The organism is Streptomyces sp. Go-475, assembly GCF_003330845.1.
In the GTDB taxonomy this organism is placed as follows: Bacteria; Actinomycetota; Actinomycetes; order Streptomycetales; family Streptomycetaceae; genus Streptomyces.
Genome location: NZ_CP026121.1, coordinates 4329674 through 4348876, shown reverse-complemented (window position 1 = coordinate 4348876; position 19203 = coordinate 4329674). Strand labels below are relative to the sequence as shown.

The window sequence follows — 19203 nt, the reverse complement described above, 5'->3', positions numbered from 1 at the left end:
TACCGGGCACGGCGGGAGGGGGTCACCCCCGTGACTCCATGGCAGCGCGCACTGCGGGCGGCGGGACTGGCGCTCGCCCTGGGGGCGGGTGCGGTCGTCTCACCGTACGGCTCCGTCCCGGCCCACGGTGCCGTCCTCTCGTACGACGAACAGGCCGGGGCCGGGGCGATCGCCGCCGCTCCGACCACCCCGACCACCCCGTCGGCCCTCTCCGCGCCATCCGCGCCGTCGGCCCTCTCCGCCCCGTCCGCCCCGTCCGCCCCGTCGGCCCTCTCCGCGCCATCCGCGCCGTCGGCCCTCTCCGCCCCGTCCGCCCCGTCCGCCCCGTCGGCCCTGTCCGCCCCATCGCGGCCCGGCGAGCCCTCGCGGGCCGGGAGCCGCGCGGGTGAGGGGCGGCAGCGGCCCGGGCGGCCGGCGGACACCGGGCAGCCGGACGCCGACGCCACCACCGCCGTACCCGAGGCGTCCCGGGAGGCCGTCCCGGAGCCCTCCGCTCCGGCGGAGCAGCCCGTACGGGAGGCCGCGACCACCGAGCGCCCGGTCGGGCCGGTGCTGCGGATCCTGCCGCTGGGCAGCGGGCTGGTGCTGATCGGGCTGGGGCTGGGCCTCGCGTTCGTCGCGCTGCGGCTGCGGCGGGTCTGAGGGCGTCCGGGCCCGGGCTCGGGCCGGGTGTCAGGCCCCCTGCGGGGCGATCAGCAGCACCTTGCCGATGTGGCCGCTCTCCTCCACGACCCGGTGGGCGGCGGCCGCCTCCGGCATCGGGAGTTCGCGGTCGACGACCGGGCGGAGACGGCCGCTGGGGAACAGGGGCCAGACGTGTTCGCGCACGGCCGCGACGATGGCCGCCTTCTCCTCCAGCGGCCGGGCGCGCAGGGACGCCCCGGTGATGGCGGCGCGCTTGGCGAGCAGGGCGCCGATGTTCAGCTCGCCCTTGACGCCGCCCTGCATGCCGATGATCGCGAGCCGGCCGTTGACGGCGAGGGCCTTGACGTTGCGCTCCAGGTACTTCGCCCCCATGTTGTCGAGGATGACGTCGGCACCGGCGCCGTCCGTGGCCTTCCTGACCTCCTCGACGAAGTCCTGCTCGCGGTAGTTGACCAGGATGTCGGCGCCCAGCTCCGCGCACCGGTCCAGCTTCTCCTTCGTGCCGGCCGTGACGGCGACCCGGGCGCCGACGGCCTTGGCCAGCTGGATGGCCATGGTGCCGATGCCGCTGGAGCCGCCGTGCACCAGGAGCGTCTCGCCGGGACGCAGGTGGGCGATCATGAAGACGTTCGACCAGACGGTGCAGACCACCTCGGGCAGGGCCGCGGCGTGCTTCAGCTCGACGCCGTCCGGCACGGGCAGCAGCTGTCCGGCCGGGACGACCACCTTCTCGGCGTAACCGCCGCCGGCGAGCAGCGCGCACACCTCGTCGCCGACGTCCCAGCCGGAGACGCCGGGGCCGATCTCGGCGATCCGCCCGGAGCACTCCAGGCCGGGGTAGGGGGAGGCGCCGGGCGGCGGGTCGTAGAAGCCCTGCCGCTGCAGGAGGTCGGCCCGGTTGACGGCCCCGGCCGCCACCTCGACCAGGACCTCGCCCTCGCCGGGCACGGGATCCGGGACCTCGTCCCAGACCAGCGCCTCGGGCCCACCGGGTTCGGGAATCGTGATCGCATACATGAGAGGGACGCTACCCCTCGGTCCCCGGACGGAGTCCCCTCCGTCTCCGGAACCGCTCCGTCTACACCATTGGTCCGGTCCCGGTGAAAACCCGTGTGCGCGACCGATGAGTTTGGGTGACGGTAAAGGTCTCCCCATGCGTAGCCCACGTACTCGGAAGGACCCGAAGCATGAGCACGCAGTCGTCCGGCCTGGCGATCGAGACCGCGGGCCTGGTGAAGACGTTCGGTGAGACGCGGGCCGTCGACGGAGTCGACCTGTCCGTGCCCGCGGGCACGGTCTACGGCGTCCTCGGCCCGAACGGCGCCGGCAAGACCACCACCGTGAAGATGCTCGCCACGCTCCTGCGGCCGGACGGCGGCGAGGCCCATGTCTTCGGCCACGACATCGTCCGCGAGGCCGACGAGGTGCGCGGCCGGGTGAGCCTCACCGGCCAGTACGCCTCGGTGGACGAGGACCTCACCGGCACCGAGAACCTGGTCCTGCTGGGCCGGCTGCTCGGCCACCACAAGAAGGCCGCCCGCGAGCGTGCCGGCCAGCTCCTGGAGGCCTTCGGGCTGACGGAGGCGGCCGGGAAGCAGGTCAAGCACTACTCGGGCGGCATGCGGCGCCGGATCGACATCGCCGCGTCCATCCTCAACACCCCCGACCTGCTGTTCCTCGACGAGCCGACGACCGGCCTGGACCCGCGCAGCCGCAACCAGGTGTGGGACATCGTGCGGGCCGTGGTCGCCCAGGGCACCACCGTGCTGCTGACCACGCAGTACCTGGACGAGGCCGACCAGCTGGCGTCCCGGATCGCCGTCATCGACCGCGGCCGGGTGATCGCCGAGGGCACCAAGGGCGAGCTGAAGTCGTCCGTCGGCGCCGGGTCCGTCCATCTGCGGCTCCGGGATCCCGACCGGCGCGACCAGGCGGCCGACCTGCTGCGCCGGGCCCTGGACGCCCTGGTGCAGCCGGAGCCCGACCCGGTGGCCCTGACCGCCCGGCTCGGCACGGCGGCGAGCGACGACTCCGCCGCCGAGCAGGCCGCCCGCGCCCTGAGCGAGCTGGCCCGGGCCGGGATCACCGTCGACAACTTCTCGCTGGGACAGCCCAGCCTGGACGAGGTGTTCCTCGCCCTCACCGGACACGACACGCACGACTCCTCCGACCGCTCCGACGACCCGAAGGACGAGGTGGCGGCATGAGCACCGCGACGACCACCGAGAGCAAGGAACTCGCCCCCGTCAGCGCCGAGTCCCTCGCCGCGCTGCTCATCGCCAAGGACCGGCCGCCGCGGCCCAGCGCCTGGTCGGCCTCCATGACCTTCGGCTGGCGGGCGATGCTGAAGATCAAGCACGTGCCGGAGCAGCTCTTCGACGTCACGGCGTTCCCGATCATGATGGTGCTGATGTACACGTACCTGTTCGGCGGGGCGCTGGCCGGCTCGCCGAAGGAGTACATCCAGTTCCTGCTGCCGGGCATCCTCGTGATGTCGGTCGTGATGATCACGATGTACACGGGCGTCTCGGTGAACACCGACATCGAGAAGGGCGTCTTCGACCGGTTCCGCAGCCTGCCGATCTGGCGGCCGTCGACGATGGTCGGCTATCTGCTCGGTGACGCCCTGCGGTACACGATCGCGTCCGTGGTGATGCTCACGGTCGGCCTCGTCCTGGGCTACCGGCCGGACGGCGGGATCGCCGGTGTACTCGCCGGGATCGCCCTGCTGGTGCTGTTCTCGTTCGCGTTCTCGTGGATCTGGACGATGTTCGGGCTGATGCTGCGCACCGAGAAGTCGGTGATGGGCGTCAGCATGATGGTGATCTTCCCGCTCACGTTCCTGTCGAACGTGTTCGTCGACCCGAAGACCATGCCGGGCTGGCTCCAGGCGTTCGTCAACAACAGCCCCATCACACATCTGGCGTCGGCGGTGCGCGGGCTGATGGGCGGCGACTGGCCGGCCGCCGAGGTCGCCTGGTCGCTGGGGTGGGCCGGGCTGTTCGTGCTGGTCTTCGGGCCGGTCACGATGCGGCTGTACAACCGGAAGTAGCGCTGGGGTTTTGACCGGCCGTCACGCGCGGGCGGCCGGTTGTCCGCTGCCGGGCCGGTCAGTCGCGGGACATCGGGCGGATGTCGGGGGTGACCTGGGTGGCCGGTGTCTTCCGCACGATCGTGATGAGCCGGTCGGTCAACTCCAGCCGCCCGACGGCCGGATCGTCGTAGCCGAGCACGCGGTGCCCCCGTATGACGCTCACCACCAGGTCGGCGACCTCCCGCGGCGTCTTGCCCACCTCGGCCTTGACGACCGGCCGTTCGACGATGTCGAGCCCGCTGCCCTGCTGGATGAGGTCCTCCATCACCATGCCGGCCGAGGGGCTGAGCACGGACAGGCCGAGCAGCCGGCCGGCGGCGCTGGCGCTGGTGATGACGGCGTCGGCGCCCGACTGCTTGACCAGCGGCGCGTTCTCCTCCTCCCGCACCGTGGCGACGATCTTCGCCCCGCGGTTGAGCTGCCGGGCCGTCAGCGTCACCAGGACCGCCGTGTCGTCGCGCTGGGTCGCGATGATGATCTGCCGTGCCTTGTGGACCTCGGCCCGCTTGAGCACCTCGCTGCGGGTCGCGTCCCCGACGATGCCCGTGTAGCCCTCGGCGGTCGCGGCATCGATCACCTTGGAGCTCGGGTCGACCACGACGACCTGCTCCTTCTTCAGACCCGTCGCGCAGACGGTCCGGATCGCCGACCTGCCCTTCGTGCCGAAGCCGATGACGACGGTGTGATCACGCAACGTGGACCTCCAGCGGGTCAGTCGCCACTCCTCCCGGGTGCGTTCGGTGAGGGCCTCGAGGGTGGTACCGACCAGGATGATCAGGAACAGCACGCGCAGGGGCGTGATGACGAGGATGTTCGTGAGCCGGGCGGCGTCGCCGGCGGGGGTGATGTCACCGTAGCCGGTGGTGGAGAGGGTGACGGTCGCGTAGTAGAAGGCGTCGAGGAGGGTGAGGCCGCCGCCCGCGTTGTCGTTGTAGCCGTCGCGGTCGGCGTAGACGATCAGCGCGGTCACGACGAGGACCACCAGTGCCATGGAGAGCCGCTTGACGACCTGGCGGATCGGATGTTCCACCACTTTCCTCGGGAGTTTCACCCGATGGGTCACCAAATGCTCGTCCGCCTGGCGGGCGATCGCGTCCTGGCCCGGAAGTTTCACGTGAAACACACCCCGATTCCTGCGGACGCCCAGGGCAGGTCGAGCAGTTCCGCCTCCTGCCCGGGACGTGTACCCCCCGGTGGCACGACGGCCAGCGCGTCGGCCGCCGCGATGCCGCGGAGCATGGCCGGGCCGTTGTAGTGCAGCGGCACGGCCTGGTCTCCGCGCAGCACTACGGGAACGAGCCGGGTGTCGTGGGGGTGCCCCTGCACGGCGTCCCTGAGCGGCAGCGTGTACGGCTCCGGGGCCGGGCGGGCCGCGAGGGTCCGCAGCAGCGGCTCGGCGAGGGTCAGCAGCCCGGAGACCGCGGCGAGCGGGTTGCCCGGCAGGCCGACGAGGTGCTGGGTCTCGCCGGTACGGGCCAGCAGCATGGGGTGGCCCGGGCGCACCTTGACGCCGTCCACGAGGAGTTCGGCCCCGATCCGGCGCAGGGTGGGGTGGAGGTGGTCGACCGGGCCCGCGGCGGTGCCGCCGGTGGTGACGATGACGTCGGCGTCGGCCGTGGCGATCGCCTCGTGCAGGGCGTCGGCGTCGTCGCGGATCCGTCGTACGGCGGTGACCTCGGCTCCGAGCGCGCGCAGCCAGGGCGGCAGCATCGGGCCGAGCGCGTCCCGGATCAGGCCGTCGTGCGGGCGCCCTTCGGTGAGCAGTTCGTCGCCGAGGACCAGGACGGCGGCGCGGGGGCGGGGGACGGCGGTGACCGTGTCGTATCCGGCCGCCGCGGCGAGTCCGAGGACGGCCGGGGTGACGAGGGTGCCGGCGGGGAGGAGCTGATCACCGCTGCGGCACTCCTGGCCGCGCGGGCGGATGTCCTGGCCGGGGACGACGTCCCGGGTGGCGTGCAGGCGGCCCTTGTCGTCGGTGCGGCCGTGCTCGCTGCGCAGGACGGCGGTGGTGTCCGGGGGGATGCGGGCGCCGGTGGCGATCGGGACGGCCTCGCCGTCGGTGAGGGGCGCGGGTGTGGCGTGCCCGGCCAGGACGCCCTCGTCCCGTACGGCCCAGGGGGCGGGTCCGGCGACCGCCCAGCCGTCCATCGCGGAGGTGTCGAAGGAGGGGAGGTCGGTGAGGGCGTCGAGCGGGGCGGCCAGGGTGAGGCCGAGGGCGGCGTCGAGAGACACGGTGACGGGGGCGCGGCGGGCGGCCCGGGCGGCGCTCCGGGCGGCGCGTTCGGCGTGGGCACGGGCCTTGGGCCAGGGGGTGGCGTGGTGGCGGGTGTCCGGCCGGTGCGGTGTGCGGGTGCCGTCCGTCCCGCCTCGGGCGTCGGGGTCGGGCGGAGGGGTGCTGTTGCTGTTCCTCACGAGGGCGAGCACCTCCTCGACGTCGAGGTCCTCGGCGTCCTCACCGGCGCGGGTGCCGTGCGGGGTCATCCGGCGTCCGGGCGGGTGTCGGGCGTGGCATCGGGGGCGACGTCGGCCTGGGCCGAAGCGGGGGACTGGACCGAGGCGTCGGGCTGGGCCGAGCCGGCGGGCTGGGTCTTCGAGGTGTTCTCCTCCGCCCAGCGGGCCGCGAGGGCCGCTGCCTTGCGGGACGCCTCCGCGACCGCCTCGGGGCCCGAGCCGGCCCGCGCGGCCGCGTAGCCGACGAGGAAGGTGGTCAGCGGCGCCGCGGGCCTGGCCACACCGTGGGCGGCGTCGCGGGCGAGGTCGAGCAGGGCGCGGGTGTCGACGTCGAGGTCGATCCCCAGTTCGTCCTTGACGGCGGAAATCCATTCATCCAACACGTGACCATGCTCCCTGATGCGTGCCCTGGCGGTGGCGATGTCGTCCCAGGTGTCGCAGTCGAACGACGCGACGGGATCCAGGACGCGGGTGAGATCCAGCTCGGCGACGAGGCGCCGCAGCGGGAGGCCGTCCAGACCGCCGTGTCTCCCGGCGAGGAGTTCCAGCGTCTCGTGCAGGCGGCGCGTGCGGTACGCGGCCACGAGCGGCTGGTCGCGGCCGTCGGGGTCGGTCAGCAGCACGCCGTCGGCCCCGCTCGCGCGGAGCGTGTCCAGCAGCCGCCCGACGGTCCGCTCCTGGAGGAACGGCAGGTCGGCGGAGAGCACCACGACGTGCTCCGCGGTGACGGGCCCCAGCCCGGCGCCGAGCGCGGCGAGCGGACCGCCGCCGGGCGGGTCCTCCCGGGCCCAGGTCACGGGGCGTGCGGTCGGCCGGGGCGCGGCGACCACGACGGTGGTGCGGGCGCCGCCGCACGCGGCGAGCACACGGTCGAGCAGGGCCCGCCCGCCCACGCGCACACCGGGTTTGTCGGCGCCGCCGAGACGCCGGGCGGCACCACCGGCGAGCACGACGGCGTCGTACGCGACGTCGTGCACGGCGTCGTACGCGGCCGGGTCCGCGGCGGGGTCCGCCCGCTGCGCGGGGCCGGTGCCGGCGCCGGGTCGTCCGGGGGGCTCGTAGGCGGTCACCCCCCGAGTATGCGTGCCCCCGCGATCACAGGGAACGCGGGGGAACCGGCGCGATCAAGGGCGCCTGCTCAGGCCCGGAACAGGAATCAAAGCGTCCGCAGCAGCACCGCCGGTTGCTCCACGCAGTCCGCCACGTAGCGCAGGAAGCCGCCCGCCACGCCGCCGTCGCACACCCGGTGGTCGAACGTGAGGGAGAGCTGGACGACCTGGCGCACCGCCAGCTCGCCCTCGTGCACCCAGGGCTTGGGGACGATGCGGCCGACGCCGAGCATGGCGGCCTCGGGGTGGTTGATGATCGGCGTGGAGCCGTCGACGCCGAAGACCCCGTAGTTGTTCAGCGTGAAGGTCCCGCCGGTGAGGTCCGCCGGCGTCAGCGTCCCGGCGCGGCCCGCCTCGGTCAGCCGGGCGAACTCCGCGGTCAGCGACTCGGCGTCGCGGACGTGCGCGTCCCGTACGACCGGGACGACGAGCCCCCGGTCGGTCTGCGCCGCGAAGCCCAGGTGTACGTGGTCGAACCGGACGACCTCCCTGGCCTCCGCGTCCACCGTGGCGTTGAGCTCCGGGAAGCGGGCGAGGGCCGCCGTGCAGATCCGGGCCAGCAGGGCCAGGAGGGAGATCTTCGGTCCGCCGGCCGCGTTCATGGCCGTGCGCGCCCGCATCAGCTCCGTGGCGTCGGCGTCCACCCAGCAGGTGGCGTCCGGGATCTCCCGGCGGCTGCGGGCCAGCTTGTCGGCGACGGCGCCGCGGACGCCCTTGAGGGGGATGCGGGTCTCGCCGGGGGCCGCGGTGGCGGAGGGGCGTGGTGCGGTGGCCTGGGCGAGGGACGGGCTCGTCACCTGCGGCACGCGGGCGTGCGGCTCAGCCGTGGGGGTCGCCGCGCCCGCGGGGGCGGCGGCGCGCAGGGCGTACTCCACGTCCGCCCGCAGGATCAGCCCGTCGGGGCCGGAGCCGGTCAGCTCCCGCAGGTCGATGCCGTTCTGCCGGGCCAGCCGCCGGACCAGGGGCGAGATCACGGGGACCGGGCCGTCCTCCGCTTCGGCGTCTCCGGCCCGGCCGTCCACCGCCGCCGGGACGGCGGCACCCGGGCCATGGGCCGCCCCCGTCACCGGCCGGTCCGGCCGCACCCGCCGTCGCCGCGCGGGCGCCTGCGACGTGCCGTACCCGACGAGGACGTTGCCCGAGCCCTCGCTCCCGGCCCCCGCCGTGCCGCCGCCGGACGGCGGCCGCTCCCCCACCGCGACCGTGATCAGCGGTGCCCCGACGGGCAGTTCGGTGCCCTCCTCGCCGAAGCGGGCCGTGACCACGCCGCCGTAGGGGCAGGGCACCTCGACCATCGCCTTGGCCGTCTCGACCTCGACGACCGGCTGGTCGACGGCGACGACGTCGCCGACCTCGACCAGCCAGCGGACGATCTCCGCCTCGGTGAGCCCCTCACCGAGGTCGGGCAGCTTGAACTCCAGCACCTGTGCCATCAGCTCTCGGCCTCCCACTGCAGGCGCCCCACGGCGTCCAGGATCCGGTCCACACCGGGCAGGTGGTGGCGCTCCAGCATCGGCGGCGGGTACGGGACGTCGAACCCGGCCACGCGCAGCACCGGCGCCTCCAGGTGGTGGAAGCAGCGCTCCGTGACCCGGGCCGCGATCTCCCCGCCCGGGCCCCCGAAGGAACCCGACTCGTGGACGACGACCGCGCGTCCCGTCCGCCGCACCGAGGCGCACACCGTCTCGTCGTCGAACGGCACCAGGGAGCGCAGGTCGACGACTTCGAGGTCCCAGCCCTCGGCCCGGGCCGCCTCGGCCGCCTCCAGGCAGACGGGTACGGACGGCCCGTACGTGATGAGCGTGGCGCTCCGGCCCGAGCGCCGCACCACCGCGCGGCCTATCGGCTCAACGGGCGTCGGCTCCTCGGGGTTCCAGGCGTCCTTCGACCAGTACAGCCGCTTGGGCTCCAGGAAGACGACCGGGTCGTCGGAGGCGATGGCGGCGCGCAGCAGCCCGTAGGCGTCGGCGACGGTCGCGGGCGTGACGACATGGAGCCCCGGGGTCGCCATGTAGTACGCCTCGGAGGAGTCGCTGTGGTGCTCGACGCCGCCGATGCCGCCGCCGTAGGGCACGCGGATGGTGATCGGCAGGGGCATGGCGCCGCGGGTGCGGTTGCGCATCCGGGATACGTGCGAGATCAGCTGCTCGAACGCCGGGTAGGCGAACGCGTCGAACTGCATCTCCACAACCGGGCGCAGGCCGTACATCGCCATGCCGACGGCGGTGCCGAGGATGCCCGCCTCGGCCAGCGGGGTGTCCGTGCAGCGGTCCTCACCGAATTCCTTGGCGAGTCCGTCGGTGACGCGGAAGACGCCGCCGAGGGTGCCGACGTCCTCGCCCATGACGTGCACGGCGGGGTCGGCGGCCATGGCGTCGCGCAGCGCGCGCGTGAGGGCCTGCGCCATGGTGGCCGGCTTGACGGCGACGGTGGTCATCGGTGCGTGCCCCCCTCGGGCTCGGCGTCGGCCTCGGCCTCCAGCTCGGCCCGCAGCCGGGCCTGCTGCTCGCGCAGTTGCGGGGTGGGCTCGGCGTAGACGTGGGTGAACAGGTCCATGGGGTCCAGGGCCGGGTCCTGGTTCATGCGCTCGCGCAGGGCCGCCGCCATGGTCTCGGCGTCCTGCCGGGCGGCTTCGACGCCGGCCTCGTCGAGCAGGCCGCGGGCGGTCAGCTCCCGCTCCAGCAGCTGGATCGGGTCGTGCGCGCGCCAGGTCTCGACCTCGGCGTCAGCGCGGTAGCGGGTCGCGTCGTCGGCGTTGGTGTGGGCGTCGACGCGGTACGTGATGGCCTCGACGAGGGTGGGGCCGCCGCCCTCGCGCGCGTGCCGTACGGCGTCGGAGAGCACCTCGTGCACAGCGGCGGCGTCGTTGCCGTCGACCAGGCGGCCGGGCATGCCGTAGCCGACGGCCTTGTGGGCCAGCGACGGGGCCGCGGTCTGCTTGGCGAGCGGGACGGAGATCGCGAAGCCGTTGTTCTGCACGAGGAAGACGACCGGGGCCTGCCAGACGGCGGCGAAGTTCAGCGCCTCGTGGAAGTCGCCCTCGCTGGTGCCGCCGTCGCCGACCATGGCCAGCGCGACGACGTCGTCGCCCTTGAGGCGGGCGGCGTGCGCGAGGCCCACGGCGTGCGGCAGCTGGGTGGCGAGCGGGGTGCACAGGGGCGCGACGCGGTGCTCGTAGGGGTCGTAGCCGGTGTGCCAGTCGCCGCGCAGCAGGGTCAGCGCCTCGACGGGGTCCACCCCGCGGGCCACCACGGCGAGCGTGTCGCGGTAGCTCGGGAAGAGCCAGTCCTGCTCCTCGAGGACCAGCGCGGCGGCGACCTCGCAGGCCTCCTGGCCGGTGGTGGAGGGGTAGACCGCGAGACGGCCCTGCTTGGTGAGCGCGGTGGCCTGCGCGTTGTAGCGGCGGCCCTTCACCAGCTCCGCGTAGAGCCGCCGCAGCAGCTCCGGGTCGGCCTGCGCGGCCGCCTCGGTGCCGAGGACGCGGTACGGCTCGGCGTCGGGCAGCAGCGGCGCGGGATCCATGCGCGGCTGCCAGGCGGGCGGCGGGGTCGGCCGGTACGCGCCCCGCTGCTCCATGACCGTCATGACGGCACCTCCTCGTGGGAGCTTCGAGAGGCACGTCGGCTGTGACGCGCCTCACCTACCGATTGTTCGGTCGTCGGCACATTTTGGCTACGGGTGACCTCAGGCTGTGGACAAACGGTTCTCCACAGCCTGAGATGGACGCAGGACGTCCATGGCAGGGAGGCGGGCGCGGGTGGCAGCTGAACAAATGGCCGAGAGCCCGGAGGACAGCGGTGCGCTGCCGCCGGCGCGGTCCCTGGACGCCATCGACCAGGACATCCTGCGCATGCTCCAGGCGGACGGCCGCGCCTCGATACGGTCGGTCGCCGAGCGGGTCCACGTCTCGCGCGCGAACGCCTACGCCCGCATCAACCGGCTCGTCGAGGACGGCGTCATCCGCGGCTTCGGCGCCCGCGTCAACCACGAGCGGGCCGGGCAGGGGACGTCGGCGTACATCACCCTGAAGATCGTCCAGAACTCCTGGCGCACGGTCCGCGAGCAGCTCCGACAGCTGCCCGGCGCCTCCCACATCGCCCTGGTGGGCGGGGACTTCGACGTGCTGCTGCTGGTGCACGTGTCCGACAACCGGTCGCTGCGCGAGCTGGTGCTGACCCGGCTCCAGGCGATCCCGGAGGTGCTGAGCACGCGCACGCTGCTGGTGTTCGAGGAGGAGGACCTGGAACCGCAGGGCTGACCGGCCCGGGCCGCGCTCGTCAGCCCGAGGCCATCGCGGCGCCGAGCAGCACCGCGAACATCACCGGGAGCAGCGCGCAGCCGAGTCCGGTGCCCGCCGCCGCGATCCGCAGTCGGCGCAGGGACCGGCGGTGGGGCAGCACCCAGGCGAGCGCGATGAGGCCGGCCGCCCAGAACAGCACGCCCGAGAAGGCGCCGGGGCCGTCCTGGGCGGCGAACCAGCGGTACTCCAGCGCGAGGAGCGGCAGGCCGGGCAGGGTGGCCACGAGCGGGGCCCGCCACCACGTCCGGTGGGCGGCGGGGGAAGGCGGCGCGTCGTTCGCGGGCATGCGCCCCACCCCATCACCGCGCGACGGCCGGGACATCGTCAGGCGTACTCATCCCGCCCACGCGCGCGTACTCACGCGAAGGGGCCGCCGTCACGCAGCCTTGCGCAGGGCCGCGGTCACGCAGCCTTGCGCAGGGCCGCCGTCACGCAGCCTTGCGCAGGGCCGCCGTCACGCAGCCTTGCGCTAGGCCGCCGTCACGCACCCTTGTGCAGGGTCGCGTCAGGCAGCCTTGCGCAGGCCCGAGAAGGCCAGCTGCACCACCGCGTCGGCCACCTCGCGCTCGCCCATGCCCCGCCCGTCCGGCCGGTACCACTCCACGATCGAGTTGATCATCCCGAAGACCAGCCGGGTCACCAGCCGGCCCTCTATGTCGCCCCGCACGTCCCCGTCCGCCGCCGCGGCCTTCAGCAGGTCGGCGACCCGGTGGTCGAAGTCGCGGCGCCGCTCCAGGGCCCACCGCTCGGTGTCGGTGTTGCCGCGCACCCGCAGCAGCAGCGTCACGTAGGGCAGCTCGGCTATGAGCACCTCGACCATGCGCCGCACGACGTACTCCAGGCGCTCGGCGGCGCGCCCCACGCGCGCGTGCTCCTCGTCGAGGATCCCGAAGAGGCCGTCCAGGGCCCGGCTCACGGCCCGGCGCAGCAGCTCCTCCTTGCCGGTGACGTGGTGGTAGATCGACGACTTGGAGATGCCGGCCGCCTTGGAGAGGTGCTCCATGGAGGTGCCGTCGTAGCCGCGCTCGTTGAACACCCGGACGGCGACGGACAGCAGCGTGTCCGGGGTGTAGGTGTCGCGCTTGGCGGTGGTCATGAGGCGGTGCCCTCCCGCTTGTCGGAGGCGTGGGCGTGGCGGTACAGCGCGAGGGAGGGCGCGTAGCGCCCCGAGGGGTCGCGCAGGTGCAGGTCGTCCAGGAGGGCGTACGCCCAGGAGCGGCCGAGCCTGCGGCTCCACTCGAAGGGCCCCAGGGGGTAGTTGACGCCGAGGCGCATCGCGGTGTCGATGTCCTCCTCGGTGGCGACGCCCTTGGCGACGGCGTCGTGCGCGAGGTCGATGATCCGGGCGACCGTGCGGGCGACGATCATGCCGGGGACGTCACCGATGACGGTGACCTTCTTGCCGAGCGCCTGGAACAGGCCGATCGCCTCGGCGAGGGTCTGCGGGGCCGTGTCCTGGGAGGCGGACAGGGCGATCCGGGTCGCCGTGCGGTAGTCCAGGGCGAGGTCGAAGTAGACGACGTCCCGGAACTCCACGGACGTCTGCCCGTCGGCGAGGACCAGCTGGCCGCCGCTCGGCAGCACCAGGCGGGTGCCGTTGTCCTCGTCCTCCTCGCGGACCTGGACGCCCGCCTCGCGGATCATCGCCAGCAGCTCGGAGGCCGGGCCCAGGTCGCCCTCGGCGACGACGTACGCGGGCGGCTGCCGCCGCTCGGCGGTGTCCGGCTCGGGGCGCTCGGCGCCGTCCCCGTGGTCGTACCAGCCCTGCCCCGTCTTGCGGCCCAGCCGGCCGGACTCGACCAGGCGGCGCTGGGCGAGGGACGGGGTGAAGCGCACGTCCTGGAAGAAGGACTCCCAGACCGACCGCGTGACGGACTCGTTGACGTCCTGGCCGATCAGGTCGGTCAGCTCGAACGCGCCCATCCGGAAGCCGCCCGACTCGCGCAGCACGGCGTCGATGGTGGCCGGGTCGGCGCCCTGCGCCTCGTAGACGGCGAAGGCCTCGGCGTAGAAGGGCCGGGCGATGCGGTTGACGATGAAGCCGGGGGTGTCCGCGCAGGCGACGGGCGTCTTGCCCCAGGCGCGGGCGGTCTCGTACGCGCGCGTGGCGTACGTGACGTCGGTGGCGAACCCGGAGACGACCTCGACCAGCGGCAGCAGCGGGGCCGGGTTGAAGAAGTGCAGGCCGACGAAGCGGCCGGGCACGCGCAGGGCGCCGCCGATGGCGGTGACGGACAGGGAGGAGGTGTTGGTGGCGAGCAGGCAGTCGTCGTCGACGATGTCCTCCAGCTCGCGGAACAGCTCCTGCTTGACGTCCAGCCGCTCCAGGACGGCTTCGACGACCAGGGTGCAGTCGGCGAGCTCGGCGAGGGTCTCGGCGGGCAGCAGGCGGGCGCGGGCGGCGTCCCGGTCGGCGGCGGTGAGCCGCTCCTTCTCGACGAGCCGGTCCAGGCGGGCCCCGATCGCGTCGGCCGCCTCCCGCGCCCGCCCGGGGAGGGCGTCGTACAGCCGTACGGGATGGCCCGCGACCAGCGCGACCTGGGCGATCCCCTGGCCCATGGTGCCGGTGCCGACGACGGCCACGGGGCTGCTGAGGTCCAGTGCTGTCATGTGCGCGATCCTCCCGCACGGGGTTTTCCACAGATGCGGCGGACCCCCTTGAACCGACCGATCGTTCGGTTACTCTAGCTCTGTCCGAGTGTTCCTGCCCAGGTTTCTGCCCAGGTCATGAACTCGACGAGGAGTTCTTGAGACGAGGAGTTGGTCACCCATGACCGCCGCACTCTCGGCGCACGAGCTGATCGCCCGGCACCGGTCCACCCTCGACCAGGCGCTGGAAGCGATCCGCACGCGCGCGTACTGGTCCCCGCACCCCGAGCACCCCAAGGCCTACGGGGAGAACGGCAGCCTGGACGCGGCGGCGGGCAAGGCCGCCTTCGACGCCCTGCTCGGCAGCCGCCTCGACCTCGGCCAGCCCGGGACGGACGACTGGGTGGGCGGCGAGACCTCCCCGTACGGCATCGACCTGGGCGTGACGTACCCGCACGCGGACCTCGACGTGCTGCTGCCCGCCATGAAGGCCGGCCAGCGCGCCTGGCGGGACGCGGGCGCGGAGCAGCGCGCGGTGGTCTGCCTGGAGATCCTCAAGCGCATCAGCGACCGGACGCACGAGTTCGCGCACGCGGTCATGCACACCTCCGGCCAGGCGTTCATGATGGCGTTCCAGGCGGGCGGGCCGCACGCGCAGGACCGCGGCCTGGAGGCGGTGGCCTACGCGTACGTGGAGCAGGTGCGCACGCCGGACAACGCCGAGTGGACCAAGCCCCAGGGCAAGCGCGACCCGCTGGCCATGACCAAGCAGTTCACGCCGGTCCCGCGCGGCATCGGCCTGGTGATCGGCTGCAACACCTTCCCGACGTGGAACGGCTACCCGGGCCTGTTCGCCTCCCTCGCCACCGGCAACGCGGTCCTGGTCAAGCCCCACCCGCGCGCGGTGCTGCCCCTCGCGCTGACGGTCCAGGTCGCGCGCGAGGTGCTCGCCGAGACCGGCTTCGACCCGAACCTGGTGGCGCTGGCCGCCGAGCGCCCCGGCGAGGGCATCGCCAAGACGCTCGCGCTGCGCCCCGAGATCCGCATCATCGACTACACGGGCTCGACCACGTTCGGCGACTGGCTGGAGGCCAACGCCCGCCAGGCGCAGGTCTACACGGAGAAGGCCGGCGTCAACACGGTCGTCGTCCACTCCACGTCCGACTACAAGGGCATGCTCTCCAACCTGGCGTTCTCGCTGTCCCTGTACAGCGGCCAGATGTGCACGACCCCGCAGAACCTGCTCGTCCCCCGGGAGGGCATCTCCACGGACCAGGGGCCCAAGTCGTACGACGAGGTCGTCGCGGATCTCGCCAGGGCGGTGGACGGCCTGCTGGGCGACGACGCCCGGGCGAACGCGCTGCTCGGGGCGATCGTCAACCCGGACGTGAAGGCACGGCTGGAGAAGGCGGCGGGCCTGGGCGAGGTCGCCCTGCCCTCCCGGGAGATCACCAACCCGGACTTCCCGGAGGCGGTCGTCCGCACGCCGGTGATCGTGAAGCTGGACGGGGCCAAGCCGGACGCCGAGGCCGCGTACATGAGCGAGTGCTTCGGGCCGGTGTCCTTCGCCGTCGCGGTCGACTCGGTGGCGGACGCGGTGGAGCTGCTGGGCCGCACCATCCGCGAGAAGGGCGCGATGACGGTGGGCGCGTACACCACCGACGCCGAGGTCGAGCGGGCCGTGCAGGAGGTGTGCCTGGAGGAGGCGGCGCAGTTGTCGCTGAACCTGACGGGCGGGGTGTACGTGAACCAGACGGCCGCGTTCTCCGACTTCCACGGGTCGGGCGGCAACCCTGCGGCCAGCGCGGCGCTCTGCGACGGGGCGTTCGTCGCCAACCGGTTCCGGGTGGTCGAGGTGCGGCGGGAGGCCTAAGCCCCGCGGCAGCTCCAGTGGTACAGGGTCATGGCCACGCTCGTCGCCAGGTTGTAGCTGCTGACCTGGGGACGCATCGGCAGGGACAGCAGGTGGTCCGCACGCGCGCGTAGTTCCGTCGACAGGCCCGTGCGTTCCGAGCCGAACGCGAGGACGGCGTCGTCCGGGAGCTTGACGCCCCGGATGTCGTCGCCCTCCGGGTCGAGGGCGAACAGCGGGCCGGGCGGCAGGTCGGGCACCTCCAGCCGTTCCACCGCCGTCGCGAAGTGCAGACCGGCCCCGCCGCGTACGACGGTGGGATGCCAGGGGTCGACCGTCCCCGTGGTGACCACGCCCGTCGCCCCGAAGCCGGCGGCCAGGCGGATCACCGCCCCGGCGTTGCCCAGGTTGCGCGGGTTGTCGAGGACCACGACGGGGGCCGTGCGGGGTGTGGCCTCGAGCTTCCCGAGGTTGGATTCACGGGATGGCCGTACGGCCAGGGCGGCGACCGCCGTCGGGTGCGGGCGCGGCACGAGCGACGCGTACGTCTCCGGCGGCACCTCCGCCAGCAGCGCGGCCAGACCGTCCCGTACGTCGGGCGCCAGCTCGTCGGCGAGGGCGAGCGCGGCGGCCCGGTCCGCGGCCACCGCCACCGGCACCTCGGCGCCGAACCGCAGCGCGTGCTTGAGGGCGTGGAAGCCGTCGAGCAGGACACTGTCGTCGGCGAGCCGGTGCCAGGCGGTCACGGGGTCGGTCATGTCCCGAAGCCTACGTGCGTGCTCTCGGGGCTTGCGTGCGCGTGCGGCTCGGGCGGCGGCGTACGCCGGTCGCGCCGCAGGAGGCGATCGCGCGCACGGGCGACCCGGCCGCCCAGGCGGCGCAGGAAGGTCGTCGGCAGGAACACCGCGTCCGCCGCGATCATCGCCAGCGAGAAGAACGGCAGGCCAAGGACGACGGCGATCACGGCGTGCTCGGTGATCATCACGGCCAGCAGGACGTTCTTCACCCGCCGGTTGAACAGGGTGAACGGGAAGGCGACCTGCACCAGGACGGTCCCGTAGGTCATGAGCATCACCAGCGTGCCGCTGGCGGACAGCAGGTCGGCGAGCGCGGGCCAGGGCGAGAAGTACTCCAGGTGGAGCGGGTAGTAGACCGCGGTGCCGTCCTGCCAGCGGGAGCCCTGGATCTTGTACCAGCCGGCCGTGGCGTAGATCAGGCACGCCTCCGCCATGATCACCAGCAGGGCGCCGTTGTGCACGATGTTCGCGACGACGTCGAGCAGGATCCGCGTCTCGCCGGACCTCGCGCGGCGCCCGGCCGGCCACCACAGGGCCTGCCCGACCCACACGGTCCACAGCAGCGCCGGTATCAGCGACTCGCCCCGCATCCGGCCGGCCAGGGTCGCCGCGACCAGCACGAACCCGAGCACGCCCCACAGGACCGGCCCGGTCCGGTCCGTGACCCGCTCGCCACGCGCGCGTGCCGCCCCGGCCCGCGCGGCCCGCCGGGCGTCCAGCGACCACACCTGGGCGCAGCGCGTGAACACCAGGTAGATCGACATCAGGTGCAGCACGTTGTCGCCGCCGTCGCCCATGAAGACGCTGCGGTTCTGCAGCGACAGCACGCCGACCATGAACAGCACCGACATGGTGCGGGTGCGCCAGCCGAGCATCAGCAGCGCACTGGCCAGGATCGCGAGCGCGTAGACGCTCTCGAACCAGATCCGGCCGTCGGACCACATCAGCGTGGTGAAGGCCCCGTTCGTGCCGATCAGCTGCTCGGCGAGGTTCCAGCTCCACGGGCCGTCGGGGCCGTAGAGCTCATGGCGGTGCGGCAGCTCGCGCAGCAGGAACAGCAGCCAGGTCGCGCTGAAGCCGATGCGGATGACGGCGGTCTGGTACGGGCCGAAGGCGGCCTCGGTGACACGGGCGATCCCGCGCGAGACGCACAGGGAGAAGCGGTTCACCGCACACCCCCCTCGGCCTCGTCCTGCGGCACCTTCCACCACGGCAGCTCGCGGTAGGACGGCGTCGTGGAGACCTTCTCGCGGCTCCACTCGGGCGGGGGCACGTTGCTGGTGCGGGAGCGGACCTGCACCCGTTCGAGGGCGCCGCCGCCCCCGGTCGACGCCCGCACCGCGTCGTCGCGTTCCAGGCGCAGCACCGCGATCCGGCGCAGATACGTCTCGGAGAGCGAGCCGCGCAGGCCCACCGGTCGGTTTTCGCCGTCGTGCGTCGCGACGAAGAAGTCCCAGGCGCGGCGCAGCTCGTTCTGCTGGGTGTGGCTGGGCAGCAGATTGCCGTCGATCGCCCGGCCGTCCTCGGCGGACAGGTCGTACCAGCCGGTCGTCAGCGTCATGCCGTCCGGCCCGCGGACCTGGGCACGCACCTGGACCGAGATGTTCTGCTGCAGCGGGTTCGGCGCGAAGAGCTTCCAGTTCTGCTCGAACTCCGGATAGACCCAGTCGTCCACGGCCCTGCCGTGTTCCCTGGTGACCGTGTTCGGCGGCGCGACGTGCAGGAACATCATCCCCAGATGCACACAGACCCCGACCGCGACGACCGCCAGCGCCACGGCGACGACGACCTGGTAGCGGAGGGAAAGCGCGGCGACGCCGGTGCGGGGGCCCGGCTCCAGGGGTGGGCCGGGTTCGGCGGGCGGAGGCTCCAGGGGCCGGCCGGACTCGGCGGGAGGAGGCGCCAAAGACGGGCCGGGCTCAGCGGGCGGAACCGGCTCGGTGGGCGCGCCCGGCCCGTGCCGGGCGTCCGAGCCCTTGTCGTACGCGTCCATTCCGCTTCCGCCCCGTTCCCGATCACGGTCCGTCGTTCCGCCCGCCCGGCCGCGGGGCGTCGTGCCGCCCGCGTCAGCGCCGCGCGCGTCGGCACCGGCACGGTACTCAGGCCGCCCACCCGGGCACAGCCCCTCACGCCGGTCCGGACCATGGCCCTCGCCACACCACGAGAGCCGACCGTACGGCGCCCGCGACCGTCCGGGAGCGCGCTCCCCCTGGTCCACAGGGGACCCCCGCAGGTTATCCACAGGGGACCCGGCGGATGGCCCGCAGGAGTGACACCCTACGGCGCCCGCCCGTACACCCATTCCCTTCTTCTAGAACCTGTTCTATCTTGACGCCCCGTCAGCTCATCGCGACCGCCGGGAGGAC

At 73.5% G+C, this 19203-nt stretch carries 18 protein-coding genes; 5 read left to right on the top strand and 13 right to left on the bottom strand.

What is annotated here, in order from left to right; all coding sequences use genetic code 11:
- Positions 1-30 precede the first annotated feature (30 nt).
- Positions 31-642: a hypothetical protein gene (locus C1703_RS20120; protein ID WP_114254181.1), complete on the top strand. Its 612-nt coding sequence runs from the start codon at positions 31-33 to the stop codon at positions 640-642.
- Between the two features lie 30 nt (positions 643-672).
- Here the strand turns inward: C1703_RS20120 and C1703_RS20115 are convergent, their stop codons facing one another.
- Positions 673-1662, bottom strand: a complete 990-nt coding sequence (locus C1703_RS20115) for an NAD(P)H-quinone oxidoreductase (RefSeq protein WP_114254180.1) — start codon at positions 1660-1662, stop codon at positions 673-675.
- 170 nt (positions 1663-1832) lie between these two features.
- Here C1703_RS20115 and C1703_RS20110 point away from each other — a divergent pair, with 170 nt between their 5' ends.
- The gene (locus C1703_RS20110) at positions 1833-2852 is read left to right on the top strand and encodes an ATP-binding cassette domain-containing protein (protein WP_114254179.1); all 1020 of its coding nucleotides are present in this window, start codon (positions 1833-1835) and stop codon (positions 2850-2852) included.
- Positions 2849-3697: an ABC transporter permease gene (locus C1703_RS20105; RefSeq protein WP_114254178.1), complete on the top strand. Its 849-nt coding sequence runs from the start codon at positions 2849-2851 to the stop codon at positions 3695-3697. The genes C1703_RS20110 and C1703_RS20105 overlap by 4 nt, the downstream gene beginning before the upstream one ends.
- A gap of 58 nt (positions 3698-3755) precedes the next feature.
- On the opposite strand, the gene C1703_RS20100 is transcribed toward C1703_RS20105, so the two are convergent.
- The 6 genes from C1703_RS20100 to pdhA all read right to left on the bottom strand — a co-directional run bounded on the left by C1703_RS20100 (position 3756) and on the right by pdhA (position 10884).
- A complete protein-coding gene (locus C1703_RS20100) occupies positions 3756-4853 on the bottom strand; it encodes a potassium channel family protein (RefSeq protein ID WP_114254177.1) in 1098 nt (365 codons plus the stop codon).
- Positions 4850-6220: a molybdopterin molybdotransferase MoeA gene (locus C1703_RS20095; RefSeq protein ID WP_114254176.1), complete on the bottom strand. Its 1371-nt coding sequence runs from the start codon at positions 6218-6220 to the stop codon at positions 4850-4852. The genes C1703_RS20100 and C1703_RS20095 overlap by 4 nt, the downstream gene beginning before the upstream one ends.
- A complete protein-coding gene (locus C1703_RS20090) occupies positions 6217-7260 on the bottom strand; it encodes an NTP transferase domain-containing protein (protein ID WP_114254175.1) in 1044 nt (347 codons plus the stop codon). Before C1703_RS20090 ends, C1703_RS20095 begins: the two co-directional genes overlap by 4 nt.
- 86 nt (positions 7261-7346) lie before the next feature.
- On the bottom strand, positions 7347-8732 hold the full coding sequence (locus C1703_RS20085) for a dihydrolipoamide acetyltransferase family protein (RefSeq protein WP_114254174.1): 1386 nt from the start codon (positions 8730-8732) through the stop codon (positions 7347-7349).
- Positions 8732-9736, bottom strand: coding sequence for an alpha-ketoacid dehydrogenase subunit beta (locus C1703_RS20080; RefSeq protein WP_114254173.1), 1005 nt, complete (start codon positions 9734-9736; stop codon positions 8732-8734). The genes C1703_RS20085 and C1703_RS20080 overlap by 1 nt, the downstream gene beginning before the upstream one ends.
- Complete coding sequence (gene pdhA, locus C1703_RS20075; RefSeq protein WP_114254172.1) at positions 9733-10884, bottom strand: pyruvate dehydrogenase (acetyl-transferring) E1 component subunit alpha; 1152 nt, start codon at positions 10882-10884, stop codon at positions 9733-9735. Before pdhA ends, C1703_RS20080 begins: the two co-directional genes overlap by 4 nt.
- A 187-nt stretch (positions 10885-11071) precedes the next feature.
- Here pdhA and C1703_RS20070 point away from each other — a divergent pair, with 187 nt between their 5' ends.
- Entirely contained in the window at positions 11072-11557 is a 486-nt protein-coding gene (locus tag C1703_RS20070; protein ID WP_114254171.1) for an Lrp/AsnC family transcriptional regulator, read from the top strand.
- A gap of 19 nt (positions 11558-11576) precedes the next feature.
- On the opposite strand, the gene C1703_RS20065 is transcribed toward C1703_RS20070, so the two are convergent.
- The 3 genes from C1703_RS20065 to C1703_RS20055 all read right to left on the bottom strand — a co-directional run bounded on the left by C1703_RS20065 (position 11577) and on the right by C1703_RS20055 (position 14209).
- The gene (locus tag C1703_RS20065) at positions 11577-11885 is read right to left on the bottom strand and encodes a hypothetical protein (protein WP_114254170.1); all 309 of its coding nucleotides are present in this window, start codon (positions 11883-11885) and stop codon (positions 11577-11579) included.
- A gap of 219 nt (positions 11886-12104) precedes the next feature.
- Complete coding sequence (locus tag C1703_RS20060) at positions 12105-12695, bottom strand: TetR/AcrR family transcriptional regulator (protein ID WP_114254169.1); 591 nt, start codon at positions 12693-12695, stop codon at positions 12105-12107.
- Positions 12692-14209: a 3-hydroxyacyl-CoA dehydrogenase gene (locus tag C1703_RS20055; protein WP_114254168.1), complete on the bottom strand. Its 1518-nt coding sequence runs from the start codon at positions 14207-14209 to the stop codon at positions 12692-12694. The genes C1703_RS20060 and C1703_RS20055 overlap by 4 nt, the downstream gene beginning before the upstream one ends.
- Before the next feature lie 160 nt (positions 14210-14369).
- On the opposite strand from C1703_RS20055, the gene paaN reads away from it, so the two are divergent.
- Complete coding sequence (gene paaN / locus C1703_RS20050; protein ID WP_114254167.1) at positions 14370-16061, top strand: phenylacetic acid degradation protein PaaN; 1692 nt, start codon at positions 14370-14372, stop codon at positions 16059-16061.
- On the opposite strand, the gene C1703_RS20045 is transcribed toward paaN, so the two are convergent.
- Genes C1703_RS20045 through C1703_RS20035 form a run of 3 tightly spaced genes read right to left on the bottom strand, consistent with a single transcriptional unit; the run spans position 16058 to position 18830 of the window.
- Positions 16058-16798 carry a TrmH family RNA methyltransferase gene (locus C1703_RS20045; protein ID WP_114254166.1) on the bottom strand — a complete coding sequence of 247 codons (741 nt, stop codon included), beginning with the start codon at positions 16796-16798 and terminating at the stop codon, positions 16058-16060. The two genes, paaN and C1703_RS20045, sit on opposite strands and share 4 nt — an antisense overlap.
- The gene (locus C1703_RS20040; protein WP_114254165.1) at positions 16795-18006 is read right to left on the bottom strand and encodes an HTTM domain-containing protein; all 1212 of its coding nucleotides are present in this window, start codon (positions 18004-18006) and stop codon (positions 16795-16797) included. Before C1703_RS20040 ends, C1703_RS20045 begins: the two co-directional genes overlap by 4 nt.
- Positions 18003-18830, bottom strand: a complete 828-nt coding sequence (locus C1703_RS20035; protein WP_114254164.1) for a DUF5819 family protein — start codon at positions 18828-18830, stop codon at positions 18003-18005. The genes C1703_RS20040 and C1703_RS20035 overlap by 4 nt, the downstream gene beginning before the upstream one ends.
- Positions 18831-19203 lie beyond the last annotated feature (373 nt).

Coding starts and splice junctions, on each gene's coding strand:
- C1703_RS20115 (WP_114254180.1), bottom strand. CDS start 1,662: ATGTATGCGATCACGATTCCCGAACCCGGTGGGCCCGAGGCGCTGGTC.
- C1703_RS20110 (WP_114254179.1), top strand. CDS start 1,833: ATGAGCACGCAGTCGTCCGGCCTGGCGATCGAGACCGCGGGCCTGGTG.
- C1703_RS20105 (WP_114254178.1), top strand. CDS start 2,849: ATGAGCACCGCGACGACCACCGAGAGCAAGGAACTCGCCCCCGTCAGC.
- C1703_RS20095 (WP_114254176.1), bottom strand. CDS start 6,220: ATGACCCCGCACGGCACCCGCGCCGGTGAGGACGCCGAGGACCTCGAC.
- C1703_RS20085 (WP_114254174.1), bottom strand. CDS start 8,732: ATGGCACAGGTGCTGGAGTTCAAGCTGCCCGACCTCGGTGAGGGGCTC.
- C1703_RS20080 (WP_114254173.1), bottom strand. CDS start 9,736: ATGACCACCGTCGCCGTCAAGCCGGCCACCATGGCGCAGGCCCTCACG.
- pdhA (WP_114254172.1), bottom strand. CDS start 10,884: ATGACGGTCATGGAGCAGCGGGGCGCGTACCGGCCGACCCCGCCGCCC.
- C1703_RS20070 (WP_114254171.1), top strand. CDS start 11,072: ATGGCCGAGAGCCCGGAGGACAGCGGTGCGCTGCCGCCGGCGCGGTCC.
- C1703_RS20065 (WP_114254170.1), bottom strand. CDS start 11,885: ATGCCCGCGAACGACGCGCCGCCTTCCCCCGCCGCCCACCGGACGTGG.
- C1703_RS20060 (WP_114254169.1), bottom strand. CDS start 12,695: ATGACCACCGCCAAGCGCGACACCTACACCCCGGACACGCTGCTGTCC.
- C1703_RS20055 (WP_114254168.1), bottom strand. CDS start 14,209: ATGACAGCACTGGACCTCAGCAGCCCCGTGGCCGTCGTCGGCACCGGC.
- paaN (WP_114254167.1), top strand. CDS start 14,370: ATGACCGCCGCACTCTCGGCGCACGAGCTGATCGCCCGGCACCGGTCC.
- C1703_RS20045 (WP_114254166.1), bottom strand. CDS start 16,798: ATGACCGACCCCGTGACCGCCTGGCACCGGCTCGCCGACGACAGTGTC.
- C1703_RS20035 (WP_114254164.1), bottom strand. CDS start 18,830: ATGGACGCGTACGACAAGGGCTCGGACGCCCGGCACGGGCCGGGCGCG.